Annotated in this window: 24 protein-coding genes; 15 read left to right on the plus strand and 9 right to left on the minus strand. The window is 44.5% G+C overall.

Features of this window, described 5'->3' with window-relative positions:
• The first annotated feature begins 233 nt into the window (after nt 1–233).
• From rpoD to FTU00_RS03725, 6 genes are all read left to right on the plus strand, one after another.
• Nucleotides 234–2,120 carry an RNA polymerase sigma factor RpoD gene (gene rpoD, locus FTU00_RS03700; RefSeq protein ID WP_180002122.1) on the plus strand — a complete coding sequence of 629 codons (1,887 nt, stop codon included), beginning with the start codon at nt 234–236 and terminating at the stop codon, nt 2,118–2,120.
• Between the two features lie 107 nt (nt 2,121–2,227).
• Nucleotides 2,228–2,515, plus strand: coding sequence for a YbeD family protein (locus FTU00_RS03705; RefSeq protein ID WP_159123449.1), 288 nt, complete (start codon nt 2,228–2,230; stop codon nt 2,513–2,515).
• A gap of 163 nt (nt 2,516–2,678) precedes the next feature.
• Nucleotides 2,679–3,338, plus strand: coding sequence for a lipoyl(octanoyl) transferase LipB (gene lipB, locus FTU00_RS03710; RefSeq protein WP_159123448.1), 660 nt, complete (start codon nt 2,679–2,681; stop codon nt 3,336–3,338).
• A 74-nt stretch (nt 3,339–3,412) separates the two neighbouring features.
• Nucleotides 3,413–3,946 (plus strand): hypothetical protein, encoded by a 534-nt coding sequence (locus FTU00_RS03715; RefSeq protein ID WP_180179109.1) that lies wholly within the window; start codon nt 3,413–3,415, stop codon nt 3,944–3,946.
• Between the two features lies 1 nt (nt 3,947).
• Nucleotides 3,948–5,132, plus strand: a complete 1,185-nt coding sequence (locus tag FTU00_RS03720) for an iron-containing alcohol dehydrogenase (RefSeq protein WP_180179110.1) — start codon at nt 3,948–3,950, stop codon at nt 5,130–5,132.
• Nucleotides 5,133–5,396: 264 nt separating this feature from the next.
• Entirely contained in the window at nt 5,397–6,785 is a 1,389-nt protein-coding gene (locus FTU00_RS03725; protein ID WP_004784881.1) for an APC family permease, read from the plus strand.
• Nucleotides 6,786–6,854: 69 nt separating this feature from the next.
• On the opposite strand, the gene FTU00_RS03730 is transcribed toward FTU00_RS03725, so the two are convergent.
• From FTU00_RS03730 to rplU, 8 genes are all read right to left on the minus strand, one after another.
• Nucleotides 6,855–7,244, minus strand: a complete 390-nt coding sequence (locus FTU00_RS03730) for a hypothetical protein (protein ID WP_180002158.1) — start codon at nt 7,242–7,244, stop codon at nt 6,855–6,857.
• A 183-nt stretch (nt 7,245–7,427) separates the two neighbouring features.
• On the minus strand, nt 7,428–7,904 hold the full coding sequence (locus FTU00_RS03735) for a tRNA (cytidine(34)-2'-O)-methyltransferase (protein ID WP_180179111.1): 477 nt from the start codon (nt 7,902–7,904) through the stop codon (nt 7,428–7,430).
• 34 nt (nt 7,905–7,938) lie between these two features.
• Entirely contained in the window at nt 7,939–9,312 is a 1,374-nt protein-coding gene (gene cysG, locus FTU00_RS03740; RefSeq protein ID WP_180179112.1) for a siroheme synthase CysG, read from the minus strand.
• A gap of 73 nt (nt 9,313–9,385) precedes the next feature.
• Complete coding sequence (serS, locus tag FTU00_RS03745; RefSeq protein WP_005236894.1) at nt 9,386–10,657, minus strand: serine--tRNA ligase; 1,272 nt, start codon at nt 10,655–10,657, stop codon at nt 9,386–9,388.
• Between the two features lie 100 nt (nt 10,658–10,757).
• Nucleotides 10,758–11,519 carry a DUF3298 domain-containing protein gene (locus FTU00_RS03750; protein ID WP_180179113.1) on the minus strand — a complete coding sequence of 254 codons (762 nt, stop codon included), beginning with the start codon at nt 11,517–11,519 and terminating at the stop codon, nt 10,758–10,760.
• Nucleotides 11,520–11,684: 165 nt separating this feature from the next.
• Nucleotides 11,685–12,377, minus strand: coding sequence for an outer membrane lipoprotein chaperone LolA (gene lolA / locus FTU00_RS03755; protein WP_180179114.1), 693 nt, complete (start codon nt 12,375–12,377; stop codon nt 11,685–11,687).
• 247 nt (nt 12,378–12,624) lie between these two features.
• Entirely contained in the window at nt 12,625–12,879 is a 255-nt protein-coding gene (gene rpmA / locus FTU00_RS03760; RefSeq protein ID WP_004784896.1) for a 50S ribosomal protein L27, read from the minus strand.
• Between the two features lie 19 nt (nt 12,880–12,898).
• On the minus strand, nt 12,899–13,210 hold the full coding sequence (rplU, locus tag FTU00_RS03765; protein WP_004784898.1) for a 50S ribosomal protein L21: 312 nt from the start codon (nt 13,208–13,210) through the stop codon (nt 12,899–12,901).
• Nucleotides 13,211–13,654: 444 nt separating this feature from the next.
• Between rplU and sdsA the strand changes: the two genes are divergently transcribed.
• The 9 genes from sdsA to FTU00_RS03810 all read left to right on the plus strand — a co-directional run bounded on the left by sdsA (nt 13,655) and on the right by FTU00_RS03810 (nt 25,202).
• The gene (gene sdsA, locus FTU00_RS03770; RefSeq protein ID WP_004784900.1) at nt 13,655–14,632 is read left to right on the plus strand and encodes an All-trans-nonaprenyl-diphosphate synthase; all 978 of its coding nucleotides are present in this window, start codon (nt 13,655–13,657) and stop codon (nt 14,630–14,632) included.
• Nucleotides 14,633–14,647: 15 nt separating this feature from the next.
• The gene (locus FTU00_RS03775) at nt 14,648–16,690 is read left to right on the plus strand and encodes a site-specific recombinase (protein WP_180105315.1); all 2,043 of its coding nucleotides are present in this window, start codon (nt 14,648–14,650) and stop codon (nt 16,688–16,690) included.
• 159 nt (nt 16,691–16,849) lie between these two features.
• Nucleotides 16,850–17,452, plus strand: a complete 603-nt coding sequence (locus FTU00_RS03780) for a phosphatase PAP2 family protein (RefSeq protein WP_180179115.1) — start codon at nt 16,850–16,852, stop codon at nt 17,450–17,452.
• A 35-nt stretch (nt 17,453–17,487) separates the two neighbouring features.
• On the plus strand, nt 17,488–18,756 hold the full coding sequence (locus tag FTU00_RS03785) for an efflux RND transporter periplasmic adaptor subunit (RefSeq protein WP_034170140.1): 1,269 nt from the start codon (nt 17,488–17,490) through the stop codon (nt 18,754–18,756).
• Nucleotides 18,757–18,769: 13 nt separating this feature from the next.
• The gene (locus FTU00_RS03790; protein ID WP_180179116.1) at nt 18,770–21,946 is read left to right on the plus strand and encodes an efflux RND transporter permease subunit; all 3,177 of its coding nucleotides are present in this window, start codon (nt 18,770–18,772) and stop codon (nt 21,944–21,946) included.
• A complete protein-coding gene (gene adeK / locus FTU00_RS03795; RefSeq protein WP_005236902.1) occupies nt 21,946–23,412 on the plus strand; it encodes a multidrug efflux RND transporter AdeIJK outer membrane channel subunit AdeK in 1,467 nt (488 codons plus the stop codon). Before FTU00_RS03790 ends, adeK begins: the two co-directional genes overlap by 1 nt.
• Nucleotides 23,413–23,549: 137 nt before the next feature.
• Complete coding sequence (locus FTU00_RS03800; protein ID WP_180179117.1) at nt 23,550–24,347, plus strand: RsiV family protein; 798 nt, start codon at nt 23,550–23,552, stop codon at nt 24,345–24,347.
• A 57-nt stretch (nt 24,348–24,404) separates the two neighbouring features.
• Complete coding sequence (locus tag FTU00_RS03805) at nt 24,405–24,761, plus strand: YbjQ family protein (protein WP_103799673.1); 357 nt, start codon at nt 24,405–24,407, stop codon at nt 24,759–24,761.
• 3 nt (nt 24,762–24,764) lie between these two features.
• The gene (locus FTU00_RS03810; RefSeq protein ID WP_180179118.1) at nt 24,765–25,202 is read left to right on the plus strand and encodes a YbjQ family protein; all 438 of its coding nucleotides are present in this window, start codon (nt 24,765–24,767) and stop codon (nt 25,200–25,202) included.
• On the opposite strand, the gene def is transcribed toward FTU00_RS03810, so the two are convergent.
• Nucleotides 25,203–25,691, minus strand: a complete 489-nt coding sequence (def, locus tag FTU00_RS03815) for a peptide deformylase (protein ID WP_179992623.1) — start codon at nt 25,689–25,691, stop codon at nt 25,203–25,205.
• Nucleotides 25,692–25,925 lie beyond the last annotated feature (234 nt).

The raw sequence follows: 25,925 nt of genomic DNA on the forward strand, positions 1-25,925 counted from the left end.
ATTAGCTGGTTAGATAGTGAACGCTTTTTATCCCATGGATGAAGGACGTTTCTAAAATTAGATTGGGAAATACACTTGAAAAGATAAACTTAGACCCAATATCGATATTCAATTGTTATTCAAACATATTTATAAAATCATGCTTGACTGATCAATTCCAAAACTATTTCAGGTGAATTGTGCTATCATGCACGGTTTTTCACTGCCACAGATTCAACGAAGAGTAAGCAAAGATGAGCGATATGACTTCCCCTACTTCTCAAGTAGCGGCTCTGATTAGCCGAGGCAAAGAACAAGGTTACTTAACCTTCGCTGAGGTTAACGATCATCTCCCGGACTCCATCACAGAAAGCGAACAGATTGAAGACATCATTCAAATGCTGAATGATGTGGGTATTCCTGTCCATGATCGTGCGCCTGAATCTGATGATGCAATGTTCGAGGATACTGCAGAAGCTGCTGATGAAGTTGCAGAAGAAGAAGCTGCGGCTGTACTTGCATCTGTAGAAAACGAACCAGGTCGTACGACTGACCCTGTACGTATGTACATGCGTGAAATGGGTACCGTTGAACTTTTAACGCGTGAAGGCGAAATTAGCATTGCAAAACGCATTGAAGAAGGTATCCGAGACGTTCTTCACTCTATTGCTTACTGGCCGAATGCTGTAGAAGTTGTACTACAAGAATACAAAGATTATGAAGCTGGCGAACGCCGCCTTGCTGACATTCTGTCAGGTTATTTAGACCCTGAATCAGATGAAGAAATTCCAGAAGTCCTGGAAGAAGTCGCTGAAATCGAAGAAGACGAAGAAGCAACGACCAAGTCAACCAAAGATGTAAAACTGGATGATGACGAGGAAGATGAAGAGTCTGATAGCGATGACGATTCTGAAGGTGACTCAGGCCCAGATCCAGAAATTGCCAAAGTTCGTTTTGCCGAACTTTCCGATGCCTGGAAAAATACCAAAGCGGTACTGGAAAAACACGGCCGTAACAGCAAAGAAGCAGAAGAAGCACTTCAAGCGCTTGCTACTGTGTTCATGATGTTCAAGTTCACGCCGCGTCTGTTCGATATCATTTCTGAAATGATTCGTGGCACACATGACCAGATCCGTGGTGCAGAACGTGAAGTGATGCGTTATGCCGTCCGTCGTGGCCGTATGGACCGCACCCAGTTCCGTACAACCTTCCCGGGTCAGGAATCGAATCCAGCCTGGTTAGATGAGCAGATTGCGAAAGCACCTGCTGATCAGAAAGCTTATCTGGAAAAAGTACGTCCTGACGTATTGGCCTTCCAGCAAAAAATTGCAGATATCGAAAAAGATCTTGATCTTAAAGTTCGTGACATCAAAGACATTGCCAAACGTATGGCAGTCGGTGAAGCGAAAGCGCGTCGTGCCAAGAAAGAGATGGTTGAAGCAAACTTACGTCTGGTGATTTCGATTGCGAAAAAATACACCAACCGTGGTCTGCAGTTCCTGGATCTGATTCAGGAAGGTAACATCGGTCTGATGAAAGCCGTAGACAAGTTTGAATACCGTCGTGGTTACAAGTTCTCGACTTATGCAACCTGGTGGATTCGTCAGGCAATTACCCGTTCAATCGCGGATCAGGCACGTACCATTCGTATTCCAGTACACATGATTGAAACGATTAACAAGATCAACCGAGTATCTCGTCAATTGCTTCAGGAAATGGGCCGTGAACCGACTCCGGAAGAACTGGGCGAACGTCTGGAAATGGACGAAGTGAAGGTTCGTAAAGTACTGAAAATCGCCAAAGAACCGATTTCGATGGAAACACCAATCGGTGATGATGAAGATTCGCATTTGGGTGACTTCATTGAAGACAGCAACATCACCTCTCCTGTTGATGCTGCAACTTCAGAAGGCCTGAAAGAAGCGACTCGCGAAGTACTGGAAAACCTGACTGAGCGTGAAGCGAAAGTCCTGAAAATGCGTTTCGGTATCGACATGCCAACGGATCATACTTTGGAAGAAGTCGGTAAACAGTTCGATGTAACCCGCGAACGTATCCGTCAGATTGAAGCGAAAGCACTGCGTAAGTTACGTCACCCTTCCCGTTCTGAGCACCTGCGTTCATTCCTGGAAAATGACTAAGATTTGATACAATTTTGGAGACTTGAAATTTCATCTCTCGTCTCCATTTTGTATTGCAATACACCCAAACGCCTGCGCTATGCAGGCGTTTCGAATAGGGGGACTACATGTTAGACCGTACACCATCTCGTGAACTTCGCGAAGATCTTTGGGTTTTTCCAATGGATTACCCAATCAAACTCATTGGCCTGGCAGGTGAAGAACTGCTGGATGCAGTCGTTGAGATTTTTACCAAGCATTTCCCTGACTTTGATGGCGATAGCGTAAGCATCACTCCATCCCGTACTGGTAAATATCATTCGATCACTGCTCAGCTACGTTTCCTTGAACTGGAACAGGTGCATGCCGTATATGCTGATCTTGCAGCTTGCCCACTAATCAAGACTGCACTTTAAGATTATTCTGCTCCAACCTTGGCAAATTAAAAAACACGCTTTCGGGCGTGTTTTTTATGTGTGTGACTAGCTCACCAACAATTACTACGAATCTCTCCCCTATCTATTGCTGAAATCATTATAATTATTTGCAGTATGATTTAATTTTCTAAGGACGCACACTGTGACAGCTGCGGTTCAAAAACCCTCCCTGATTATCCGTCAATATAATAACCTGACTCCCTACGAAGACCGTTTTCTGGAAATGAAAAGCTTCACGGAAAACCGTGATGAAAATACGCCTGATGAGTTATGGATTTTGCAGCACCATGATGTACTGACCCAAGGTCAGGCCGGTAAACCGGAACATATCCTGATTCCAACTGATATTCCTGTCATTCAAACCGACCGTGGTGGTCAAGTCACTTGGCATGGTCCTGGTCAGCTCGTCGCATACTTTATGTTTGACCTGAATCGTCTGGGCTGGAATGTCCGTACATTGGTGTCTTATGCCGAAAACCTGATGATTGAACTACTTAAAAAGCATGAGATTGAAGCCTATGCCAAACCCGATGCTCCGGGCGTCTATGTGAATGAACGTAAAATTGGTTCTCTCGGCTTTAAAATCCGTAAAGGCCGTAGCTATCATGGCTTATCTTTAAATATTGATTGCGACCTGACTGGTTTCCATACCATCAACCCGTGCGGCTATGCAGGCCTGGAAATGGTGCGAATTAATGACCTCGTCAGCAACCCGCCAAAGTTTAATGACTTGTGTGTTGAAATTATTGAAACTTTAAGCAGCAGCGGTTACTTTAAGCAGGTGAACGTCGAGCAAAGATAAAGCCTTTGCATTTTAACAATAAATAAATTAGAGTAATTACTCTAAACCAATAATATCAAGATAGGGATCATCACGTGATTACGACAAAATCCGTAAAACCCGCTTTGCAGCTTGCCTATGTCAAACTGATGATGGATATCATTGGCCGTGGCCTGGTCATGGCAAGTCAGGTAGACCCAGAAATCAAACAGGAAGTTGCCCAGTTTCCCGCCAATTTTAGGCTTTCAATGAATGTTTTTCCACATGGCCCGGCCTTCGTTGCCCGGGTCACGGAACAACATCAGCTGGAACTGGTCAAAGAAAGCAATATCAAGCCAGACCTGACCATTACCTTTAAGCATCTGCATCATGCCTTTCTGGTGTTTTCCTTTCAGGAAAGCACGTCTCAGGCCTTTGCCAATGACCGCATGATTGCCGATGGTGATATTTCCTATGCGATCCGTCTGGTACGTTGCCTGAACAAAATGGAAGCGCTGATCTTGCCGAAAATGGTGGCGCAACTGGCAGTAAAAGAATACCCGAATAATCTGGGACTCAAAGATAAAATCATGGAAGCGAGCAGCATCTACTTAAAAGTCGCTCAATCTTATTTGAAACGGAGTGTATAACATGGCAAAACCTTATTATGAATTTTTCTGCCCAGTCAAAGTAATTGCTGGTCATGCCGCGTTAGAACACATTCCTTTTGAATTGGCCACTTTAGGTGCCAAACGTCCACTGATCATTACCGATAAAGGTGTACGTGCCAATAACCTGCTGGCGCCGATTGAAGCTGCTTTTGAATCGACCGATGCCAAAATTGCAGCGATTTTCGATGATGTACCGCCAGATTCCAGTTTAGGTACAGTGCGCAGCGCAGCACAGCTTTATCGTGATCATGATTGCGATGCCATTATTGCTGTTGGCGGCGGTTCAGTGATTGATACCTCAAAAGCGACCAATATTTTGGTCTCTGAAGGTGGTGACGACTTACTCAAATATTCTGGTGCGCATAACCTGCCTAAACCGCTGAAGCCATTTTTCGTAATTCCTACGACTTCTGGTACCGGTTCTGAAGTGACCATGGTTGCTGTGGTATCGGATACCGAAAAGAATGTGAAAATGCCATTCGCATCTTATTATCTGATGCCGCATGCAGCGATTCTGGATCCACGTATGACTCAGACCCTGCCACCGCATCTGACTGCCATGACAGCCATGGATGCGATGACACATGCTGTAGAAGCCTACACCTGTATCGCAGCCAATCCAATTTCAGATGCCTATGCCACAGCTGCCGTGAAAAAGGTCAGTGCCAACCTGTTTAACGTACTCGACAACCCAACTGATGCCCAAGGTCGTCTGGAGCTGGCTCAGGCCTCTACCATGGCCGGAATTGCCTTCTCCAATTCAATGGTGGGTCTGGTGCACTCCCTTGGACATGCTCTAGGTGCAGTCGCGCATTTGCCGCATGGCCTATGTATGAATCTGTTCCTGCCTTATGTACTGGAATACAACAAGGAAGTGAATGGCGACAAGATTGCCGAGCTGCTGCTGCCATTGGCGGGTGCAGACATCTATGCACAAACACCAGCACACTTACGTGCAGACAAGACCATTGCTACAATTTTAACCATGCGTGATCGAATCTATAGCTTGACCAAATTACCGCGCACATTAAGTGAAACAGGTAAGATTTCTGAAGCACAGCTGGATGAAGTTGCTGAAAAAGCATTAAATGATGGTTCCATCATTTACAACCCAAAAGAAGCCAGTTTGGAAGATTTGAAATCTATCTTAAAAAAGGCTTGGTAATTACTGAAAAATAAGCCAATATAGCGAAAAATTTAAGCCTGATGTTTTTTTAGACATCGGGCTTTTATCTTGCAGGAAATCGCCGTTTTTTGCTTCGAATGGCACATTTCGTGCAGGCCTAAATTCAAAAAATAGCTAGTAAAAGCCGTAATTTTAAAGTAGATTGGCGCGCTTTTATAGAAAATTGTAGGGGGGATCGTTCGTCTCAAACGATCCTTATTAAATATGACTGATCCTTGATCAACGATTAAGAGGATAACGCCGTTGACAAATTTCTCTGGGACTCAATCGGCAGCTAAACTGCAAAAAACGCTAGGGCTCTGGCACATCATTATTATTGGTTTAGCTTACATTCAACCAATGACCTTATTTGATACTTTTGGTTTGGTATCTGAAGAAAGTCATTTGCATGTTCCTACTTCTTACATCATTGCCCTGATTGCAATTTTGTTTACATCGATCAGCTATGGTCACATGATTCGCCGCTACCCTTCTTCGGGTTCGGCCTATACCTATGCCCAAAAATCGATTCACCCGAATATTGGCTTCATGGTGGGCTGGTCTTCCTGGCTGGATTATCTGTTATCACCAATGGTGAACATCATCCTGGCAGTGATCTATCTTGAAGCACTGTTTCCTGATGTGAACCACTGGGTCTGGGTAATCGTGCTGACTGCCTTCATGACCGGGGTAAACCTGCGCGGTGCACGCTTCGTGGCAAACTTTAACAGTTTGATCGTACTGGTACAGTTACTGGTGATCGGTATCTTTACCTGGATGGTCTTTACCAAACTGCAGGCCGGTTTCAATGCTGATGGTCCGATTACAGCTGAACAGCGTTACCAGCTTTGGAGTCTTGAACCGTTCTGGAATGAACTGACTTCGGTAGGCGCCCTGATTACTGGTGCGACCTTACTGTGCTTCTCATTCACCGGTTTTGACTCTTTAAGCTCTCTGGCAGAAGAAACCAAAGATACTGAAAACACCTTGCCTAAAGCGATTTTCTTGACTGCTTTAATCGCTGGTGTGATTTTCATTATCAGCACTTATTTCATGCAGCTGTACTTCCCTTCTACACCGGGTTCTTACTTCAAGAATATTGCTGAAACTCAGCCAGAAATTCTGCTTCTTGTAGGCGGCTCACTGTTCCAGTCTTATGTTCTGACTTTTGCGATCATTACCGTAATGGCGTCTGGTATCTCTGCTCATGCAGGTGTATCTCGTCTGATGTATGTCATGGGCCGTGATGGCGTGATCAACAAGAAAATCTTTGGTCATATCAGTCCGAAAAGCTATACACCAAACTACAACATTCTGATTGTAGGTGCAGTGGCCTTAACTGCTGGCTTCATGGATCTGGATATCGTGATTTCAATGATTAGCTTCGGTGCCTTGACTGCGTTTACATTCGTGAACCTGTCAGTGATTTCCCGTTATGCACTGCGTGATGGTCGTACTAAAACTGCAAAAGATATTTTCAGCTTTGTGGTCATCCCGATGCTTGGTTTTATCAGCATCTTTGCGATGTGGCTGGAAATTGAAGAAACTGCACTGAAATACGGTTTATGGTGGGCGATGTTCGGTATTTTGTACCTGGGTTATAAAACCAAGGGCTTTAAGCACCCTGCTCCACAACATAACGAGTTTGAATAATCGATATTGTTCATACCTAAAAAAGGCGCTTTATGCGCCTTTTTTATTTTCTTGGATAATAGACTGAGCTTATTGCAGACGACAATCGAAGCCCATCTGGGTATTTACCCGGTTATTTTGAAAGCCCAATTTTTCAATAAACTGATCACGATTGGATAATAGTTTCTGATCTTCCGGACTGAGCCGAGCCTTGTTTTTCACTGCCATTTGATACATTTCATTCACCACGCCCTGAAAAATATCGCAAACTTCCTGACGTTTGGCAGGTTTCATCTGACGTCCACGCCAAGTCCACTCGAAATCATCACGGCTAAGGGTTTTACCCCACTGCTCAATGCGGCTATTCAAGCGCTGTTGCATCGCTGCCAGCCCTTGGCGGATTTCTTCCTGAGTAATGGGCTGAACTGTATCTTGTAATGATACTAATTGCTGTGGCGCTTCTTGAGCCTGTGTCATCATGCTAGCCAGCAATAACGTACTACATCCTGCTAGAATCCATCCTATTTTCACATCTTGTTCCTTTTTTCTACATTCTCAAGAGCTTATCTACAAGATTACCTGAAAGAACAAATATGTACCTGCATCTGTTACATAAAATAAAAAAGCTGCCCTTAGGCAGCTTTTTAAATCGGTACGATGAACTTAAAGCGGTTTAAACCCCTGCTGACGCCATGCTTCATAGACAATCACAGCAGTCGCATTAGACAAGTTCAAGCTACGTGAATTCTCTGCCATTGGCAAACGAATCCAGTGCTCTTTCGGAAACATCATACGTACATGCTCTGGCAAGCCACGAGTTTCTGGTCCCATCAACAAGGCTACAGAACGATTTAGATCTGAGGTATGCGGGGTTTCAAAACCTTTGGTGGTGAGTGGATAAACCGCATCCACACCTACGCCCTTAGCAGCCAGATCGGCCAGACAGTTTTCAATATTTTCCCAAATCTGCATATTGGCATATTCATGATAATCGAGACCGGCACGTCTTAGTTTTTTATCATCCAGTTCAAAGCCAAGCGGCTTGACCAAATGTAACTGTGCTCCCGTATTTGCGCATAGGCGAATAATATTACCTGTATTGGCAGGAATTTCAGGTTCATATAAAACAACATGGATCACAGCTTTTCTCTACTTTTGGGAGTCCAATGGCCGTTTAGGACCACTTCAATTTTTCACGTAAACGCACCACTTCACCAATAATGGTCAAGGTTGGTGCCTGAATATGGTGCTCATTCACTTTCGATGCAATATCTTGGAGCGTTCCCACCACGACTTTTTGCTCTGGTGTGGTGCCTTTTGAGACTAGGGCTACTGGCATATCTGGACGCTGACCATGCTCAATCAATTGTGCACAGATTTTTTCCAGTCCAACCAGTCCCATATATAGTACTAAGGTCTGGTTTTCATAGACCAGTTCATTCCAAGGCAGCTCTGGTGAACCTTCTTTTAAATGACCTGTCAGGAAGCGCACGCTTTGCGCATAATCACGATGAGTGAGCGGAATACCAGCATAAGCTGAACAGCCTGAAGCTGCAGTAATGCCAGGCACGACCTGAAAGGCCACGCCAGCAGCAAACAGCTCTTCAATCTCTTCACCGCCACGACCAAAGATAAACGGATCACCGCCTTTTAGACGACAAACGCGCTTGCCTTCGCTGGCATATTTCACCAGTAAGGCATTAATTCCTTCTTGTGGCACTGCATGATTAGACCGCGCCTTACCGACATAGATCTTCTCTGCATCACGGCGACAGAGATCCATGATTGGTGCAGAGACCAAACGGTCATAGATCACCACATCGGCTTGTTGCATCAAACGTAAGGCTTTTAGCGTCAATAACTCTGGATCACCCGGTCCAGCACCGACCAGATAAACCTCACCTTTTGGCTTTTGCCATTCATTTAAAGCTTGTTCAATCAGACGGTCAGCTTCAGCCAGATTGTCATTAAATACCTGTTCTTTCAAAGGACTGGCATATAAATCTTCCCAGAAGATACGGCGTTCATCGGGATTAGTGATCTTGGCTTTAACTGCACTACGCCACTTACCAGAGAACTCAGCCAGTTTACCCATACCATGCGGAATGGTAGCTTCAAGCTGAGTACGGATCTGACGGGACAATACCGGTGAAGTACCGTTACTCGCGACTGAAATAATCAGTGGTGAGCGGTCGATAATCGCTGGTACCATGAAACGGCAATGTGGTGGATCATCAACACTGTTGACCAGCACATTTTCAGCTTCACAGTCTTCAAACACATGACGGTTGACTCGAGCATCATTGGTCGCTGCAATCACCAGACGGTAGGAACGTAGAGGAATTTCAGAATTGAAAGGTGCCTGAACATATTGACCGGCGGTCGCTTGAACAATCTCAAGCAGACTCGCTTCGATCTCAGGGGCAACCACCGAAATGACTGCTCCTGCTTTCTGTAGCAATATCGCTTTACGGTATGCAATATGTCCACCACCGACAATCAGACAAGGTTGCTGTTGCAACTTTAACGAGATTGGAAAGATATCCACAAAATGCCTCAAAAAGTTTTAAATCTGACTGTCTAAGCAATTTTCATGCACATTTTGGTGCATACAACGACATTTAGTCGATATAAGTTGCACCACCCATATACGGACGCAGTACTTCAGGGATCTCAATTGAACCATCAGCACGTTGATAGTTTTCCATGACCGCCAGTAAAGTACGACCTACAGCCAGGCCTGAACCATTCAACGTATGCACGAATTCAGTTTTTTTCTGGTCAGCACGGTAACGCGCTTTCATACGGCGTGCCTGGAAATCCCACATATTTGAGCAAGATGAAATCTCACGATACGTATTTTGACTTGGCACCCAGACTTCAAGGTCATAAGTTTTGCATGCACCAAAGCCCATATCACCGCCACACAGAATGATTTTACGGTATGGCAGACCTAATGCCTGCAAAATACCTTCGGCATGACCAGTTAGCTCTTCCAGTGCCTGCATAGAGTCTTCAGGTTTTACAATCTGCACCATCTCAACTTTGTCAAACTGGTGCTGACGGATCAAACCACGGGTATCACGGCCATAAGAGCCAGCTTCACTACGGAAACATGGGGTATGTGCTGCATATTTTAGTGGCAGACGGTCAGCATCAATGATTTCATCACGCACGAAGTTGGTTACAGGCACTTCAGCCGTAGGGATCAGGTAGAATTCTTTCTCACCTTGCAGCTTGAACAGGTCTTCTTCAAATTTTGGTAATTGACCAGTACCACGTAGAGAATCTGCATTCACCAAATAAGGAACATAGGCTTCGGTATAGCCATTTTTAGTGGTATGCGTATCCAGCATAAACTGGGTAATCGCACGTTGCAGACGCGCTAAAGGACCTTTCAGAACGCTGAAACGTGAACCGGTCAGTTTGGTCGCAGTTTCAAATTCCAGACCGCCCATCATTTCGCCCAGGTCAGTATGGTCTTTGATTTCAAAATCAAATTCGCGTGGTGTACCCCATTTCAGGACTTCCACATTGTCATTTTCATCTTTACCTTCAGGTACAGATTCATCTGGAAGGTTTGGAATAGACAGTGATTTTTCTTCTAGTTCAGCTTGCAGTTCAGCCAGAGCAGCTTCAGCAGCCTTAATTTCATCACCAATCGCAGACATGCGTGCCATAATTTCAGAGGCATCGCCACCTGCTTTTTTGATCTGACCCACTTGCTTGGCACCGGCATTACGCTCAGCTTGCAAGGATTCAGTTTTGGATTGAATCTCTTTACGTCGAGCTTCTAATGATGCCCACTCCTCAACATTCAGTTGAACACCACGTTTTGCCAAGGCTAAATTTACAGCCTCAATATTATTTCTAAGTAATTTCGGGTCGATCATAGCCAATCTTTGGATAAGAAAAAAACTGGCTATAGTGTAAGCTCTTAACGTCAAAAAATACAGTGACTGACCTACCGGCTGGAGTTTATTAGCGCAATATTTAAAGGCTTGTTTGAGGCAGAAGCGATAAATATTCAGGCCGGATGATCTCGCTTAATGCTGTATAAGGTACTTTTAATTCTGCCATGTCACTGATTGGCTTACTCAACTCACCTGCCGGATAAACCAGTACCAAGCCCTGACCGTCAAAATAATAATTGTCGCTCAATGCTAATTTCTGCTGGGTGATTTGATAGCGATCTAGCCAGTCTTTATTTGCTTGATATAGAGCCTGTTTCAGTTTTTCATCTGTATTACCGCGCACAACCTGATGAAGAGCTAGACGTTTCTTCTGTTTTATATCTAGATTGACATATTCACTATGAGATTGGGGCTGTGCTACACGTTCAGGCTGATGAGCAGTTTTAAATATAAAAGTGGCCAGATGAGCATGCTGATTCAGGTAACTCACCTGAATGGAACGCTGATCAATAAATTTCGGCTCATCCTTTGCTTTAATTTTATTACTGGTCACTTTGCTAAAAGCGACCGGCTCAGTACGCTGGATCCGCTCCATAAAATACTGATCAATCCAGCTTATATTGGTATCTACAGTCTGCAAATCAAAACGCACACAACCTTCGATTTCACACACGACCTGATTAGCATCTTTAACCGGAATTGTTTTGGACTGAATTTGCCCCGTGTCTTCTGATTGCGCGGATGTAGTGACTGAAGAGGTTTGAGGCTGACAGGCAAATAACCCCAGATTCAAACATAAGATACAACCGATCCAGCCTATTTTATATAAAGTGATTTTCATCCTGAGCTCCTAAAATTTTGCAATTTCATTGACTCAACTTTTGTTTATTCTAAAACACCCGAACTTCTAGATATACGCCAACCTTGTAATGACTCCAAATCCATCCCGATCAGGAACAAAAAAAGCAACCCGGAGGTTGCTTTTTTATTTAGGGTGTATTGATGCTTACTGATCAATAATGTCTGTGCCCTTTGGCGGAGTAAAGTTAAACGTAGATGCCGGAATCGTGGTATTCAGTTTTACATTACTAAATTTAATATTCGTAGTCTGACCTAAGGAATCTTGCAAAATCATCAAGCTAGGCGCTTTGTTCGCACCAAAACTAATAATCAGGCTTTCAAACACCCCATCGGTATTTTTCGGATAAAGCGTGTAATAGGTTTTAGCTTTATTCGGCTGAGTTACGCGATAAGATTGCATAATCTGGCTGGTATTGCCGGACAATAATAATGCCGGTGTATTTGCCACCTGGTCGTCTAGACTCTGACGCACTGCTTGCTGCAAGTCCGGATCATAGATCCATACGGTTTTACCTGTAGTAGCAATGGTCTGTTTAGATGGACTAGAAGTTTCCCAGTAGAATTTACCCGGACGTGCCACTTTCATCACACCTTTAAAGGTCTGGTTCATGTGCTGCGCGGTCAAGCCTTTTTTCTGGGTCGCTTTCGGATTCGTGACTTTAGTCGTTTGTTCAAAATTTGCAGTTAAGCTACGGATATTGCTGAGCTGTTTCACCAGATTCGCAGTAGCTTGCTGCTCCGTCGCTGCAGTTGCGGCAAATACAGTCGTGCTCATGACAGGTGCCAGTGTCGCCGTACCGATTGTTATGGCACATACAGTTTTACGAAGCATACTCATAATCTCACCTTTTTGTATTTGCATATTGCTATTTATCTAATGGCTCATATTAAACCAATTTCTCGAACTAAGATGATAGAAAATAAGAAGTTTTGTATTGTTATTAATGCAGAATTCCTGTTTTTATTCATCATGATGAAGATTCAATAGTGATATTTACATTCGCTGTCACAGCTTTATAAGCCGATAAATCTTCATGCATAAAAAAACCCACAGAAACTGTGGGTCTTTTTTCTATTTCAACAAATTATGCTTCAACAGATACGTAGCGACGGCCAAATTGACCTTTCACTTCGAATTTTACTACGCCATCAGCAGTAGCAAATAATGTATGGTCACGGCCCATACCTACGTTTTGACCAGCGTGGAATTCAGTACCACGTTGACGAACGATGATGTTACCTGCAGTTACAGTTTGGCCACCGTAAACTTTAACACCTAACATCTTAGGATTCGAATCACGACCGTTCTTAGTCGAACCACCGGCTTTTTTAGTTGCCATGTCTATTTACTCCTAGTAATTAGCCTGAGATACCAGTAATTTTCAACTCAGTGAACCATTGACGGTGACCTTGTTGTTTACGGTAGTGCTTACGACGACGCATTTTGATGATGCGGATTTTGTCGTGACGACCATGGCTAACTACTTCTGCAGTTACTTTAGCGCCAGCTACAACTGGAGCACCGATTTGAATGCTATCACCGTTTACAAGCATAAGTACGTCATCAAACGTAATTGTTGAACCAGTTTCAGCTTTCAATAATTCAACTTTAAGGGTTTCACCCTCAACTACACGGTGCTGTTTACCACCGCTTTGGATTACTGCGTACATAATGTACTCCAAACATGCCCGTGTCGACGTGCCGATAAAGGAATATATCGATCTTAAAACGCGCGCCACTGGGGGTTATACAAGGGCAAAGATTTTAAGGGATATTATAAGAAACAACAAGCCATTTTAAGGAAATAATCATGAACTCCATTACAAAGCCTATAAATCATTAAATTATTCATTCAAAATCAAAGATTAATACCGGATATACTGACCAAAAAACGCTGCTCAATTCCGAGTTTTCCAGCTGCCTGAGAATGTTTAGAAAAAAACTTTAGCGGAAAGATATTGTTAATTTTTTAAATGTCAAAATTTAGGCTAAACTCAAAGAAGTGCTATAAAAAGCTGATTTTTAGTGGAGTTTGTGCTTTTCTTAGCTTTCACTCATGTTATAAATTGTTAAACTACCCGCTGCGATTTACCAAACTAGAGGTTTTCTTTCACATGGCCATCGACTTTAAGCAAGATATTCTCGCTCCTGTTGCTAACGACTTTGCTGCGATGGACACATTCATTAACGAAGGAATTACCTCAAAAGTAGCGCTGGTGATGGCGGTCAGCAAGCATGTGGTTGAAGCTGGCGGCAAGCGTATGCGCCCAATCATGTGCCTGTTGGCAGCAAAAGCCTGTGGTGCCGTAGAACTGGAACAACATCGCAAACTGGCCGCCATTATCGAAATGTTGCATACGGCAACTCTAGTTCATGATGATGTTGTGGATGAGTCAGGCTTACGCCGTGGCCGTCCAACTGCCAATGCGACCTGGAACAATCAGACAGCTGTGCTAGTGGGTGATTTCCTAATTTCGCGTGCCTTTGATTTGTTGGTCGACCTTAACAATATGACCCTGCTCAAAGACTTCTCTACGGGTACCTGCGAAATTGCCGAAGGCGAAGTTCTGCAACTGCAATCGCAACATCAGCCAGAAACCTCAGAAGAAACCTATTTGAGCATTATTCATGGCAAGACTTCTCGCCTGTTTGAACTGGCGACCGAAGGTGCCGCTATTCTTTCCGACAAGACTGAGTTCCGTGAACCGTTACGTAAATTCGCCGGTCACTTCGGTAATGCTTTCCAGATTATTGATGACATTCTGGACTATACATCTGATGCTGAAACCCTAGGTAAAAACATCGGTGATGACCTGATGGAAGGCAAACCGACCCTGCCATTGATTGCTGCCATGAAGAATACTACAGGTGAATCACATGAAATTATCCGTCGCAGTATTGCAACGGGCGGAACAGATCATTTGGCAGAAGTCATCAAGATCGTAAATGATTCTGGCGCCTTGGATTATTGTCGCCAGCGTGCAACTGAAGAAACAGAAATTGCAATTCAAGCCTTGAATGCACTACCCGATTCAGAGTATCGTCAGGCCCTCGTTAATCTGGCCAAACTGGCTCTTCACCGGATTCAATAGCCGCTTACCTCGCCTATGCATATTAATTTTCTTGATATTTTTCAAAGCATGCAGCACCAGCTTGAACAACCACAGGCGGTGCTGGATGAGAATTTGCTCATCCAACTTGTAGAACGTATACGCCCAGAAGACAGCAGAAATACAGAAGAAATCGAAACAAAATTTAATGCATTTATCCGGGCCTTACTGCTCACTCCCAATGCAGTCTTAACCTTACAAAGTTTCACTTTAAGAGTTATCAATCGTTATAAACAAGCCAGCCTGTTTTCCGATACTGGGATTCTTTCTCTAGATGGTTTTTGGAACCAGCTGAATCAGCGGATCGGGGCACATATCCTGCCGGTGATTCCAGATCATCTACAACTTCAGGAATTGTTCCGCAAAATTTTCTATTTGCGTACCGATAAATACTGGCTGGATTATTTTGATGAAGCAGACTGGCAGCGACTTTTTGCTGTTGTAAATCAGGGTCATTCTAATCAGGTAGAAAAAACCCGAATCAAAGATCAGATCATTAAAGCATTAACGATTCTGTCTTACCGGGTAAGTGGAATCGGTCTGCATCCTGAATTTATTAATGCCCAGCCTGAGCTCATGGAATATGAATCACCTTTTCTGGTGCAAAACCGTGAGATCATTGAATTTATCCAGGAATATAAAAAACGCTATAACACCGTAGAACTGGTAGATGCGATTACACCGCCAGATGCTTCCCAAGCTCTGGTCATGCTGGAGCAGTGTCACGATGTTGTCGCCAAAATTCGCCGCTCTACCAAACGGATCGGGGTCAGTGTCAGCCTGACCTATATGCTGGCCTTGCTGGAACAATGTCTGGAACGGATTGAAATCCTGCTGAATATGGTGCTGGATGATGATGACCTGCGTTATCAATCCATTGGTCTGTTTATCGCAGATATTACCGAAGCAATTTATAGTGAACGCAGTGTGCGTGCTTTACTGACCACCAATAGTGAACTCCTGGCTTTACAGGTGACTGAAAATGCCAGTAAAACCGGTGAACATTATGTAAGTACTGACAAGCAAGGCTTTCTGGCCATGTACAAATCGGCAGCCGGTGCCGGAGTCATCATTGCCTTTATGGCCTCGCTGAAAGTCTTAATGGCGCGTGTCACGATGGCACCTTTAATGCAAGCCTTTAGCTATAGCATGAACTATTCGCTCGGTTTTATGCTCATTCATGTACTGCACTTCACCGTTGCGACCAAACAACCGGCAATGACCGCAGCTGCACTGGCTTCTACCGTACAGCAGCGTAAGGGTTCGAAAACTGCCCAGATTGCTGAACTGGCTGCCCTGATTGTGAATATTATCCGGACCCAGTTTGTGGCAATTCTTGGAAATATTTCGATTGCCATTCCGGTCGCGGCCTTGATTGCTTTTTTCTGGGATGCCGCATTGCATGAACCGTTGATGAATCATGCCAAAGCAGCCAAAACCCTGCATGACCTGAATCCCTTTACCTCTCTGGCTATTCCACATGCGGCCATTGCTGGGGTCTGTCTATTCCTGTCAGGTTTGCTGGCGGGTTATTTTGACAATATGGCAGTGTATCGGAAGGTTGGTCCTCGTCTGAGAGCTCATGTTCGCCTGTCGCAACTCATGGGACAAGAACGTTTGCATCGATTTGCCGATTATATTGAGCGTAATTTAGGGGCACTGGCGGGTAATTTTATTTTTGGGGTTATGCTGGGCAGTATGGGTACCATCGGTTTCATTCTCGGCTTGCCTTTAGATATTCGTCATATTGCCTTTGCCTCTGCCAACTTTATCCAAGGACTGATCAATATCAATGGTCCAGATATTGGACTCATCATTATCTCTTTCCTGGGTGTTCTGCTGATTGGTCTGACTAACCTTTTTGTAAGTTTTAGCCTGACCATTATTGTGGCATTACGCGCACGACGTGTGCGTTTCGAACAGTGGAAACCGCTCGCTAAACTGGTCATGACTCATTTCCTGACTCGTCCAAGTGAGTTTTTCTGGCCGCCGAAGCAAACCATTGAAATTGACGAAAATCATACATCCACAAAACTGTAAAATTGCGAGAATATTTGGGCATTTAGGTACAAAATCCCATAAATAAAAAATGGAATTTGCATAAAATACGCACTCTTGAAAAAAAGTGTACTGACAAGTACACTTTAGCGCAGACAGTTAACCGGCTGAATAACGGTTAAAAGGACAAGGATTTTTGGCATGCATTACTTGTTACTTATTGTCGGAATTTTATTTTTAATTTTCAGTGTGTTATTTCTTGATATTGCAACTTTAAGCCAGTTAGATGTGCTTGCAATAGAATGGATTAGCGGCTATCGCACAGAATTTTTAAATCAAATTAATCAGTCCTTATCAGTGATAGGTGGCATGCCATTTGTATTATTTTTATCCACACTATGGTGTATTTTTCTACTGTGGTATAAAAAGCATGCAAGCGTAATTTTTATATGTATCGGAATTATCGGAGGAATTCTCCTAGGCTGGCTTTTAAAATTCAGTATTGCCCGATCTCGACCAGCAGAGTCTTTTCATCTGGTTGAAAGCTATGGAAGCTCCTTCCCGAGTGCCCATAGCGTCTATGCAGCCTGTCTCGGCTGTCTGGCAATGTTCATATATCGGCAACATCCCCGACATACCATCATCTGGATGGGTGCAGGTGCATGGATGCTGATTATGGGTATTTCAAGAGTTTATCTAGGTGTACATTTTCCTTCAGATGTCATATCCGGCTGGAGTATAAGTTTTATTTGGATTTCGTTGTGGTATATGGTCTGGATCAGATATTGCACGGTTCACAAATAAAAAAATTTAGATAAGAATCCAATTGAGGTGGAACAATGATGTCTGCAAAGCTTTGGGCACCCGCCCTGACTGCTTGCGCATTAGCAACAAGTCTTGCACTTGTTGGTTGTAGCAAAGATCCTAAAGAGGGCCAGCAAGCTGGTGCTCAGCAGCAAATGCCACCGACTGAAGTCGGTATTCTTGTTGCACAGCCACAAAGTGTCGAGCAGTCTGTAGAGCTCTCAGGTCGTACAACAGCATTTGAGATTTCTGAAGTACGTCCACAGGCTAGTGGTGTGGTGCTTAAACGCTTATTCACTGAGGGTAGCTATGTCCGTGAAGGTCAGGCGCTGTATGAAATCGATTCAAGCACTAACCGTACTACTGTTGATAATGCCCGTGCTGCGATTGCCCGTGCTGAAGCGAATTTAGGTGTATTGCGTGTTAAAGAAGGCCGTTACCGTCAACTGGTCGGTACCAATGCCATTTCTAAACAGGAATACGATGACATCGCAGCACAGGTCAAACTGGCTGAAGCTGATTTGAATGCCAACCGTGCAACTTTACGTAATGCTGAAATCAACCTGGGCTATTCAACCGTACGTGCACCGATTTCTGGTCAAACCAACCGTTCTTCAATTACGGCGGGTGCGTTAGTGACTGCAAATCAGACAGAACCACTGGTTACGATTCAGCGTCTAGATCCAATCTATGTAGATATCAACCAATCCAGTGCTGAACTGCTGCGCCTGCGTCAACAGCTAAGCAAAGGCAACCTCAACAGCTCAAACAACACCAAAGTGAAGTTAAAGCTTGAAGATGGCAGCATCTACCCTGTCGAAGGCCGTCTTGCATTCTCGGATGCCAGCGTGAACCCTGAAACAGGTACTGTGACTTTACGTGCAGTATTCCCGAACAAAAACCATTTACTTCTGCCAGGTATGTTTGCCACAGCGCAAATCGTACAAGGCGAAATTCCAAATGCCTTCCTGATTCCACAAGCAGCGTTAACCCGTACGCCTACGGGTCAGGCCATGGCGATGCTGGTGGGTGCTGACAATAAAGTAACTCCACGTCCAGTAACGACAGTCGGTACTCAAGGTAGTAACTGGATCGTAACCGAAGGTTTGAATCCGGGTGATAAAGTGATTGTTGATGGTATTGCCAAGGTAAAACCTGAACAGCAAGTGGTGCCTAAACCTTATCAACCTCAAGCAGCTGCCCCACAAGGTGCTGCTCCTGCTGCACAACAACCTGCAGCAGATGCAAAAAAGGCAGATGATGCAAAGAAACAACCTGAACAAAAACCTGCTGCAAATGCATAAGGAGTAATGGTTCATGGCTCAATTCTTTATCCATCGCCCGATTTTTGCATGGGTGATTGCATTGGTAATTATGCTGGCGGGTATTTTAACCATCAGCAAAATGCCAATTGCCCAGTATCCGACGATCGCGCCACCAACAGTCACCATTTCTGCAACTTATCCGGGTGCATCTGCAGCGACTGTAGAAAATACAGTAACGCAGATCATCGAGCAGCAGATGAACGGTCTGGATGGCTTGCGTTATATTTCTTCGAACAGTGCCGGTAACGGTCAGGCATCCATCGCCTTAAACTTTGAACAAGGTGTCGATCCTGATATTGCTCAGGTTCAGGTACAAAACAAGTTACAGTCTGCGACTGCACTTTTACCTGATGATGTACAACGTCAGGGTGTACGTGTGACCAAATCTGGTGCCAGCTTCCTTCAGGTATTAGCTTTCTATTCGCCTGATGGCAGCCTGACTGCAGATGACATTAAAGACTATGTGAACTCAAACATTTCTGAACCTTTAAGCCGTGTGGCCGGGGTTGGTGAAGTTCAGGTCTTTGGTGGTTCTTATGCAATGCGTATCTGGCTGGATCCAGCCAAAATGGCTAGTCTGCAAGTGACTCCAAGTGATGTGGCTCAGGCAATCCGTACCCAGAACGCTCAGGTGGCTGTCGGTCAATTAGGTGGTGCGCCACAGATTGAAGGTCAGGTGCTGAATGCGACGGTGAATGCGCAAAGTCTGCTGCAAACACCTGAACAGTTCGAAAACATCTTCTTGAAAAATACCACTTCAGGTGCTCAAGTCCGTCTGGGCGATGTCGCACGTGTAGAACTGGGTGCAGACAACTACCAGTTTGATTCTAAATTCAACGGTAAACCGGCTGGCGGTGTTGCGATTAAACTTGCAACTGGCGCCAATGCGCTGGATACCGCTGAAGCAGTTGAAGAACGGCTAAAACAGTTACGTCCGAACTATCCGCAAGGGATGGTGGATACCCTGGCATTTGATACCACACCATTTATTCAGTTATCGATTGAATCGGTGGTTCATACTCTCATTGAAGCGGTCATTCTGGTCTTCATCGTAATGTTCCTGTTCTTGCAGAACTGGCGTGCAACGATTATTCCAACCATGGCCGTTCCAGTAGTTGTACTGGGTACTTTTGCAATCATTAATATCTTCGGCTTCTCGATCAATACCTTGACCATGTTTGCGATGGTTCTTGCAATTGGTCTGTTAGTCGATGATGCGATCGTTGTGGTCGAAAACGTTGAACGTGTCATGGCTGAAGAGCATCTTGATCCTGTGACGGCGACTGCAAAGTCGATGAAACAGATCTCTGGTGCGCTGATTGGTATTACCTCTGTACTGTCTGCAGTATTCGTACCAATGGCATTCTTTGGTGGTTCTACAGGGGTTATCTATCGCCAGTTCTCAATCACGCTGGTCACAGCAATGGTTCTGTCTCTGGTGGTGGCCTTAACCTTTACCCCTGCCCTGTGTGCGACCATTCTGAAACAGCATGATCCGAACAAGCCGCAAAGCAACAACCCGGCTGCGCGTTTCTTCCGCTGGTTTAACCATAGCTTTGACCGTGTTTCTGTGAAATATCAGGGCGGTGTCAATCGTATGACCCACCACAAGATTTTCTCCGGTATCATCTATGCGGTGGTGATCGGGATTATTGTGCTGATCTTCCAGAAACTGCCTTCTTCATTCTTACCTGATGAGGACCAAGGTGTCGTGATGACGCTGGTACAGTTGCCACCAAATGCAACCTTGGAACGTACCGATAAAGTCATCAATACCATGACAGGCTACTTCCTGGAAAATGAAAAAGATCATGTCCAATCTGTCTTCAGTGTGGCTGGTTTCTCATTCACAGGTGTAGGTCAAAACGCTGGTCTGGCATTTATCAAACTGAAAGACTGGTCTGAACGTACCACACCAGAATCACAGGTCGGTGCAATTATCCAGCGTGGTATGGCACTGAACATGATTGTGAAAGATGCGTCTTACATCATGCCATTACAATTGCCAGCAATGCCTGAACTGGGTGTATCTGCCGGCTTTAATATGCAGTTAAAAGCAGCAAGTGGTCAAAGCCATGAGCAACTTTTAGCAGCGCGTAATACTGTTCTGGGTCTGGCTGCACAAGACAAACGTCTTGCAGGTGTTCGTCCAAATGGTCAGGAAGATAACCCGCAGTACCGTGTGATTGTCGATCATGCACAAGCCGGTGCTTTAGGTGTCAGCATTTCTGAAATTAACAGCACCATGAGCATGGCGTGGGGTGGTTCGTACATTAACGACTTCCTTGACCGTGGTCGTGTGAAAAAAGTGTACGTTCAGGGTGAAGCCAGCTCTCGTATGATGCCGGAAGACCTGAACCAGTGGTATGTTCGTAACAACCGTGGCGAAATGGTTCCGTTCTCGGCATTCGCAACCGGCGAATGGACCTATGGTTCGCCTCGTCTGGAACGCTATAACGGCGTATCTGCGATGAACATTCAGGGTACACCAGCACCGGGTGTGAGCTCAGGTGATGCAATGCGCGCAATGGAAGAAATCATTGCCAAGCTTCCTGAAATGGGCATGCAAGGTTTCGACTATGAATGGACTGGTCTGTCTCTGGAAGAACGTGAGTCTGGCGCACAAGCACCATTCTTGTACGCGCTTTCACTGTTGATCGTGTTCCTGTGTCTGGCTGCATTGTATGAAAGCTGGTCAATTCCATTCTCGGTTCTTTTGGTTGTACCACTAGGTATCGTGGGTGCATTACTATTGACCTTTGGCGGTATGATTCTGTTTAAAGACCCGAACCTGTCGAATAACATCTACTTCCAGGTAGCGATTATCGCCGTAATTGGTCTTTCTGCGAAAAATGCAATCTTGATTGTGGAATTCGCCAAAGAGCTGCAGGAACAGGGTGAAGAGTTGTTTGATGCGACCCTGCATGCGGCAAAAATGCGTTTACGTCCAATTATCATGACCACCCTTGCCTTCGGTTTTGGTGTACTTCCACTAGCACTTGCTTCAGGTGCCGGTGCGGGTAGCCAGCACTCTGTCGGTTACGGTGTCCTCGGTGGTGTAATCAGTTCGACTCTTTTAGGTATCTTCTTTATTCCTGTATTCTACGTGTGGATTCGAAGTATCTTTAAATACAAACCAAAACAACAAAATCAGGAGTACAAGTCGTAATGCAAAATATATGGTCTATTACAGGTCGTAGCATTGCGGTATCTGCCCTCGCGCTTGCTTTGACTGCATGTCAAAGCATGCGTGGCCCAGAGCCCGTTGCAGAGGCAAATATCCCAAGCAGTTATACCAATGCTTCAGGTACTTCTGTAGCAGAACAGGGTTATAAAGAATTCTTTGCTGACCAGCGCCTGTTACAGGTACTGGATCTGGCATTGACCAATAACCGTGATTTGCGTACTGCCGCATTAAACATTCAGCGTGCCCAACAGGCTTATCAGATTTCTGAAAATGACCGTCTGCCAACCATTGGTGCGAGCGGCAGCGTGTTACGTCAGGATACTGGCAGTAACAACCCGCAAAGCCGTGGCGCTGTGACGACTTATAATGTCGGTCTAGGCGTAACTGCATTTGAGCTGGATTTCTGGGGTCGTGTGCGCAGCTTGCGTGATAATGCTTTAGATACTTATCTGGCGACTCAAAGTGCACGTGATGCGACTCAGATTTCCCTGATTGGTCAGGTGGCTCAAGCATGGCTCAGTTACTCATTTGCCAATGCCAATCTGGCGCTGGCTGAGCAAACGCTGAAAGCCCAGCTTGAATCTTACAACCTGAACAAGAAACGTTTTGATGTGGGAATCGATAGCGAACTTCCAGTACGTCAGGCACAGATTTCTGTTGAAACTGCACGTAATGATGTTGCCAACTATCGCACCCAGGTGGCTCAGGCACAAAACTTGTTAAATCTGCTTGTAGGTCAACCCGTACCGGCCAACCTGTTACCGGCACAACGTGTTACCCGCATTACCTCTAATGCGGCCCTAGGTGCAGGCTTACCAAGTGACCTGCTGATTAACCGTCCGGATGTACGTGCAGCTGAATACCGTCTGTCTGCGGCAGGTGCCAATATTGGGGCTGCCCGTGCACGTCTGTACCCAACCATCAGTCTGACGGGTTCTGCAGGTTTTGCATCTGCGGATCTGGGTGATCTGTTTAAATCTGGCAGTTTTGCGTGGTCTGTAGGCCCAAGTCTGGATATTCCAATTTTCGATTGGGGTACACGTCAGGCCAATATTCGTATTTCTGAAACAGATCAGCAAATTGCGCTGTCAGATTATGAAAAATCCATTCAAACTGCATTCCGTGAAGTGAATGATGCCCTGGCGGTACGTCAGAATATTGGTGACCGTATTGCTGCTCAACGCCGTCTGGTTGATGCGACCAACACGACTTACCGCCTGTCTCTAGCACGTTTCCGTGCCGGTATTGACAGCTATCTGACTGTACTGGATGCACAACGTGCTTCATATGCAGCAGAACAAGGTTTGTTATTACTTGAACAGGCGAATCTGAACAGCCAGGTTGAGCTGTACAAGAGTCTTGGTGGTGGTTTGAAAGTTAACACTTCAGACACCGTACCGTATCGCCCGTCTGTGACCGAACAGCGTCGTGCCGAACAGGCAAAATAAGCTTAATCTCTTTTTCAGAAAAGCTCACTTCGGTGGGCTTTTTTTATACGTTGGTCCAATAGCCGATATATTTTATTGAATCAAGAAATCTGTATACTCAATTGGATGAGACTTAACACTTTATAAAATGTAAATCGATGAAAAAAATATTGTTATCTGCCTTGGTAAGTTCAATTTTCTTAACCGCATGCCAACAAAAAAATACAGTAGATTCAAAACCTGAACCAACAGCGGAAACCGTCGCTGAAAAAGAAAGCTTACCGTTGATTAAGGCTAAAACTGAACGTGTACAGCTCAGTAAAAATGAAGTATGCCATCCAGCCAGTGAGGATGAGTTTGCCAGTTGCACTAAATATCATCTGCAAACAGTGAAAACGAATGTAAATTGGTTAAACCAATATTTTTTGGAGCGTTTACAAAAAGACCATGCTGAGGCTTTCGACAAATCACCTGCTGTAGAGGTCACTCTTGATCCTGAAATACCATCAACCAACTACAGTACCACTGCTGTACGTTATATCGGTCAGCATTACAATATCGCAAACTTTACATACTTTTCCGAATATTACCCAGCAGGCGCTGCACATGGTATGCATCATAGTGACTACGTTATTTTTGATCTCAATACCAAGCAGCGTTTAAGCCTGAATGATATTTTGGCACCTGCAAGCAAAGAAAAACTCAAAACTGAACTTTACGAACATAATCGTGAGTGGCTTGAACAACATCATATTGAGCAAAATGCATTTGAAGTAAGTGATAATTTCTATTTCAATGCCAATGGAATTGTATTTGTCTATCCATTGTATGAATTGGCTTCTTATGCAGAAGGTATTACTGAACTTGAACTTCCCTATTGGTCAGCTCAAGGGGTGATCCAAACAAAGTATTTACCCCAGCTGCCTGAGTCATCTGAAGAAATTTATAATGACTAAACTATCTATTTTAAGTGTAATAATAATCAAAGTATTTTTTCTAATTTAGGGATATGAATGTTACTCAGCAATCTGGAATCTGTACCGGGACATACCATTCGCCAACAGATTGATGTGGTTTATGGCAGTACTGTGCGCAGTAAGCATGTTGGACGTGATTTACTGGCCGGCCTGAAAAATATTGTCGGTGGCGAGTTGACCGCTTATACCGAATTACTGGAAGAATCCCGTCAGGAAGCCATGAACCGAATGATTGAAAAAGCTCGCAGTATGGGTGCCAATGCGATTGTAGGTATCCGTTTTTCTACCTCAAATATTGCCCAAGGTGCTTCTGAGCTGTTTGTTTATGGCACAGCAGTCATCGTTGATCCCGTCATGCCTAAACTGCCTGATCCATTTCCACAGGCGAACTAATGCATGGACGGATTGATTATACAGATTGTCATTTTTGCCATTCTGTTCAGTGTGGGTTTCGGTTTTGGTCGCTATAACGAACGCAAGCATCTGCAATATCTGGATGAACAGGAACAGCGTTTGGCTTATATCCGGGTCAATAATAGCCGTTTCATCGAATCTACATTCCCCGGCCATATGATCAGCAGCAATGTGGTGATTTCACATGATTACTTTAAATATGCGATTGCTAATGTGCAAAACATGTTAGGTGGCCGTTTGACCAGTTATGAGAGTGTCGTTGAACGGGCACGACGTGAAGCTATAGTACGATTAAAACTGGAAGCAGAAAAAATGGGTGCTGACCAGATTATGGGAATCCGCCTCAGTACGACTGAACTTGGCATGCAAGGCGGTATGGTTGAAGTCTTTGCTTATGGCACTGCAATTCAGACCTGGTAATTATGCTTCTGCAAGCTTCTCTACAAATAGAATTCCATTCAGGTGGTCAATTTCGTGCTGTACAATTCGTGCCGGAAAGCCTTTGAACACTTGAACCATTTCATTTCCCTCTAAGGTAAAATAACGCACCTCAACCTCTTCTGCTCGAGCTACCCTCCCTCTTTGCTCGGGCACACTTAAACAGCCTTCCTCACCCAATACTTGTGTAGCTGAAGTACTGATAATCTCCGGATTGATCATGGTCACGGCTTCCATATACGGCGCATCCGGATAACGTAAATTCGGCCGTGATGCGACAATAATAATGCGTTTAGACACATAAACTTGCGGTGCTGCAATGCCCACGCCCTGACGTTGTTGCATGGTCTCCATCAAGGCGCTGTTAAATTGCCGCAACCAGTCACTGTCAAATTCAGCCTGTGTGACCGGACTGGCAATTAGGGTTAAAATGGCCTCACCTTGCTGTGCCACCGCCAAGGTATTTGTCATCGCGCTTTCCTGTATTTTTTTCATTTAACTCTATCTTAGAGGGAAAATTACAGAATGAACATCATACTAAAATGAATAAATACGTCTAAAAAAGATAAGCTGGGTTTTAAGTAATATGTCGAAATCCAGCTTATTTTTGCCTTAATAACTTCACTTAACAGGAAAATAATTAATCAAAATATTCCAAATAATTTCGTTCGTTCAAATTTTAATAACTTTTAGTTTAGATTAAAC

The sequence above is a fragment of the Acinetobacter sp. YH12041 genome (genome assembly GCF_013419975.1).
GTDB lineage: Bacteria > Pseudomonadota > Gammaproteobacteria > Pseudomonadales > Moraxellaceae > Acinetobacter.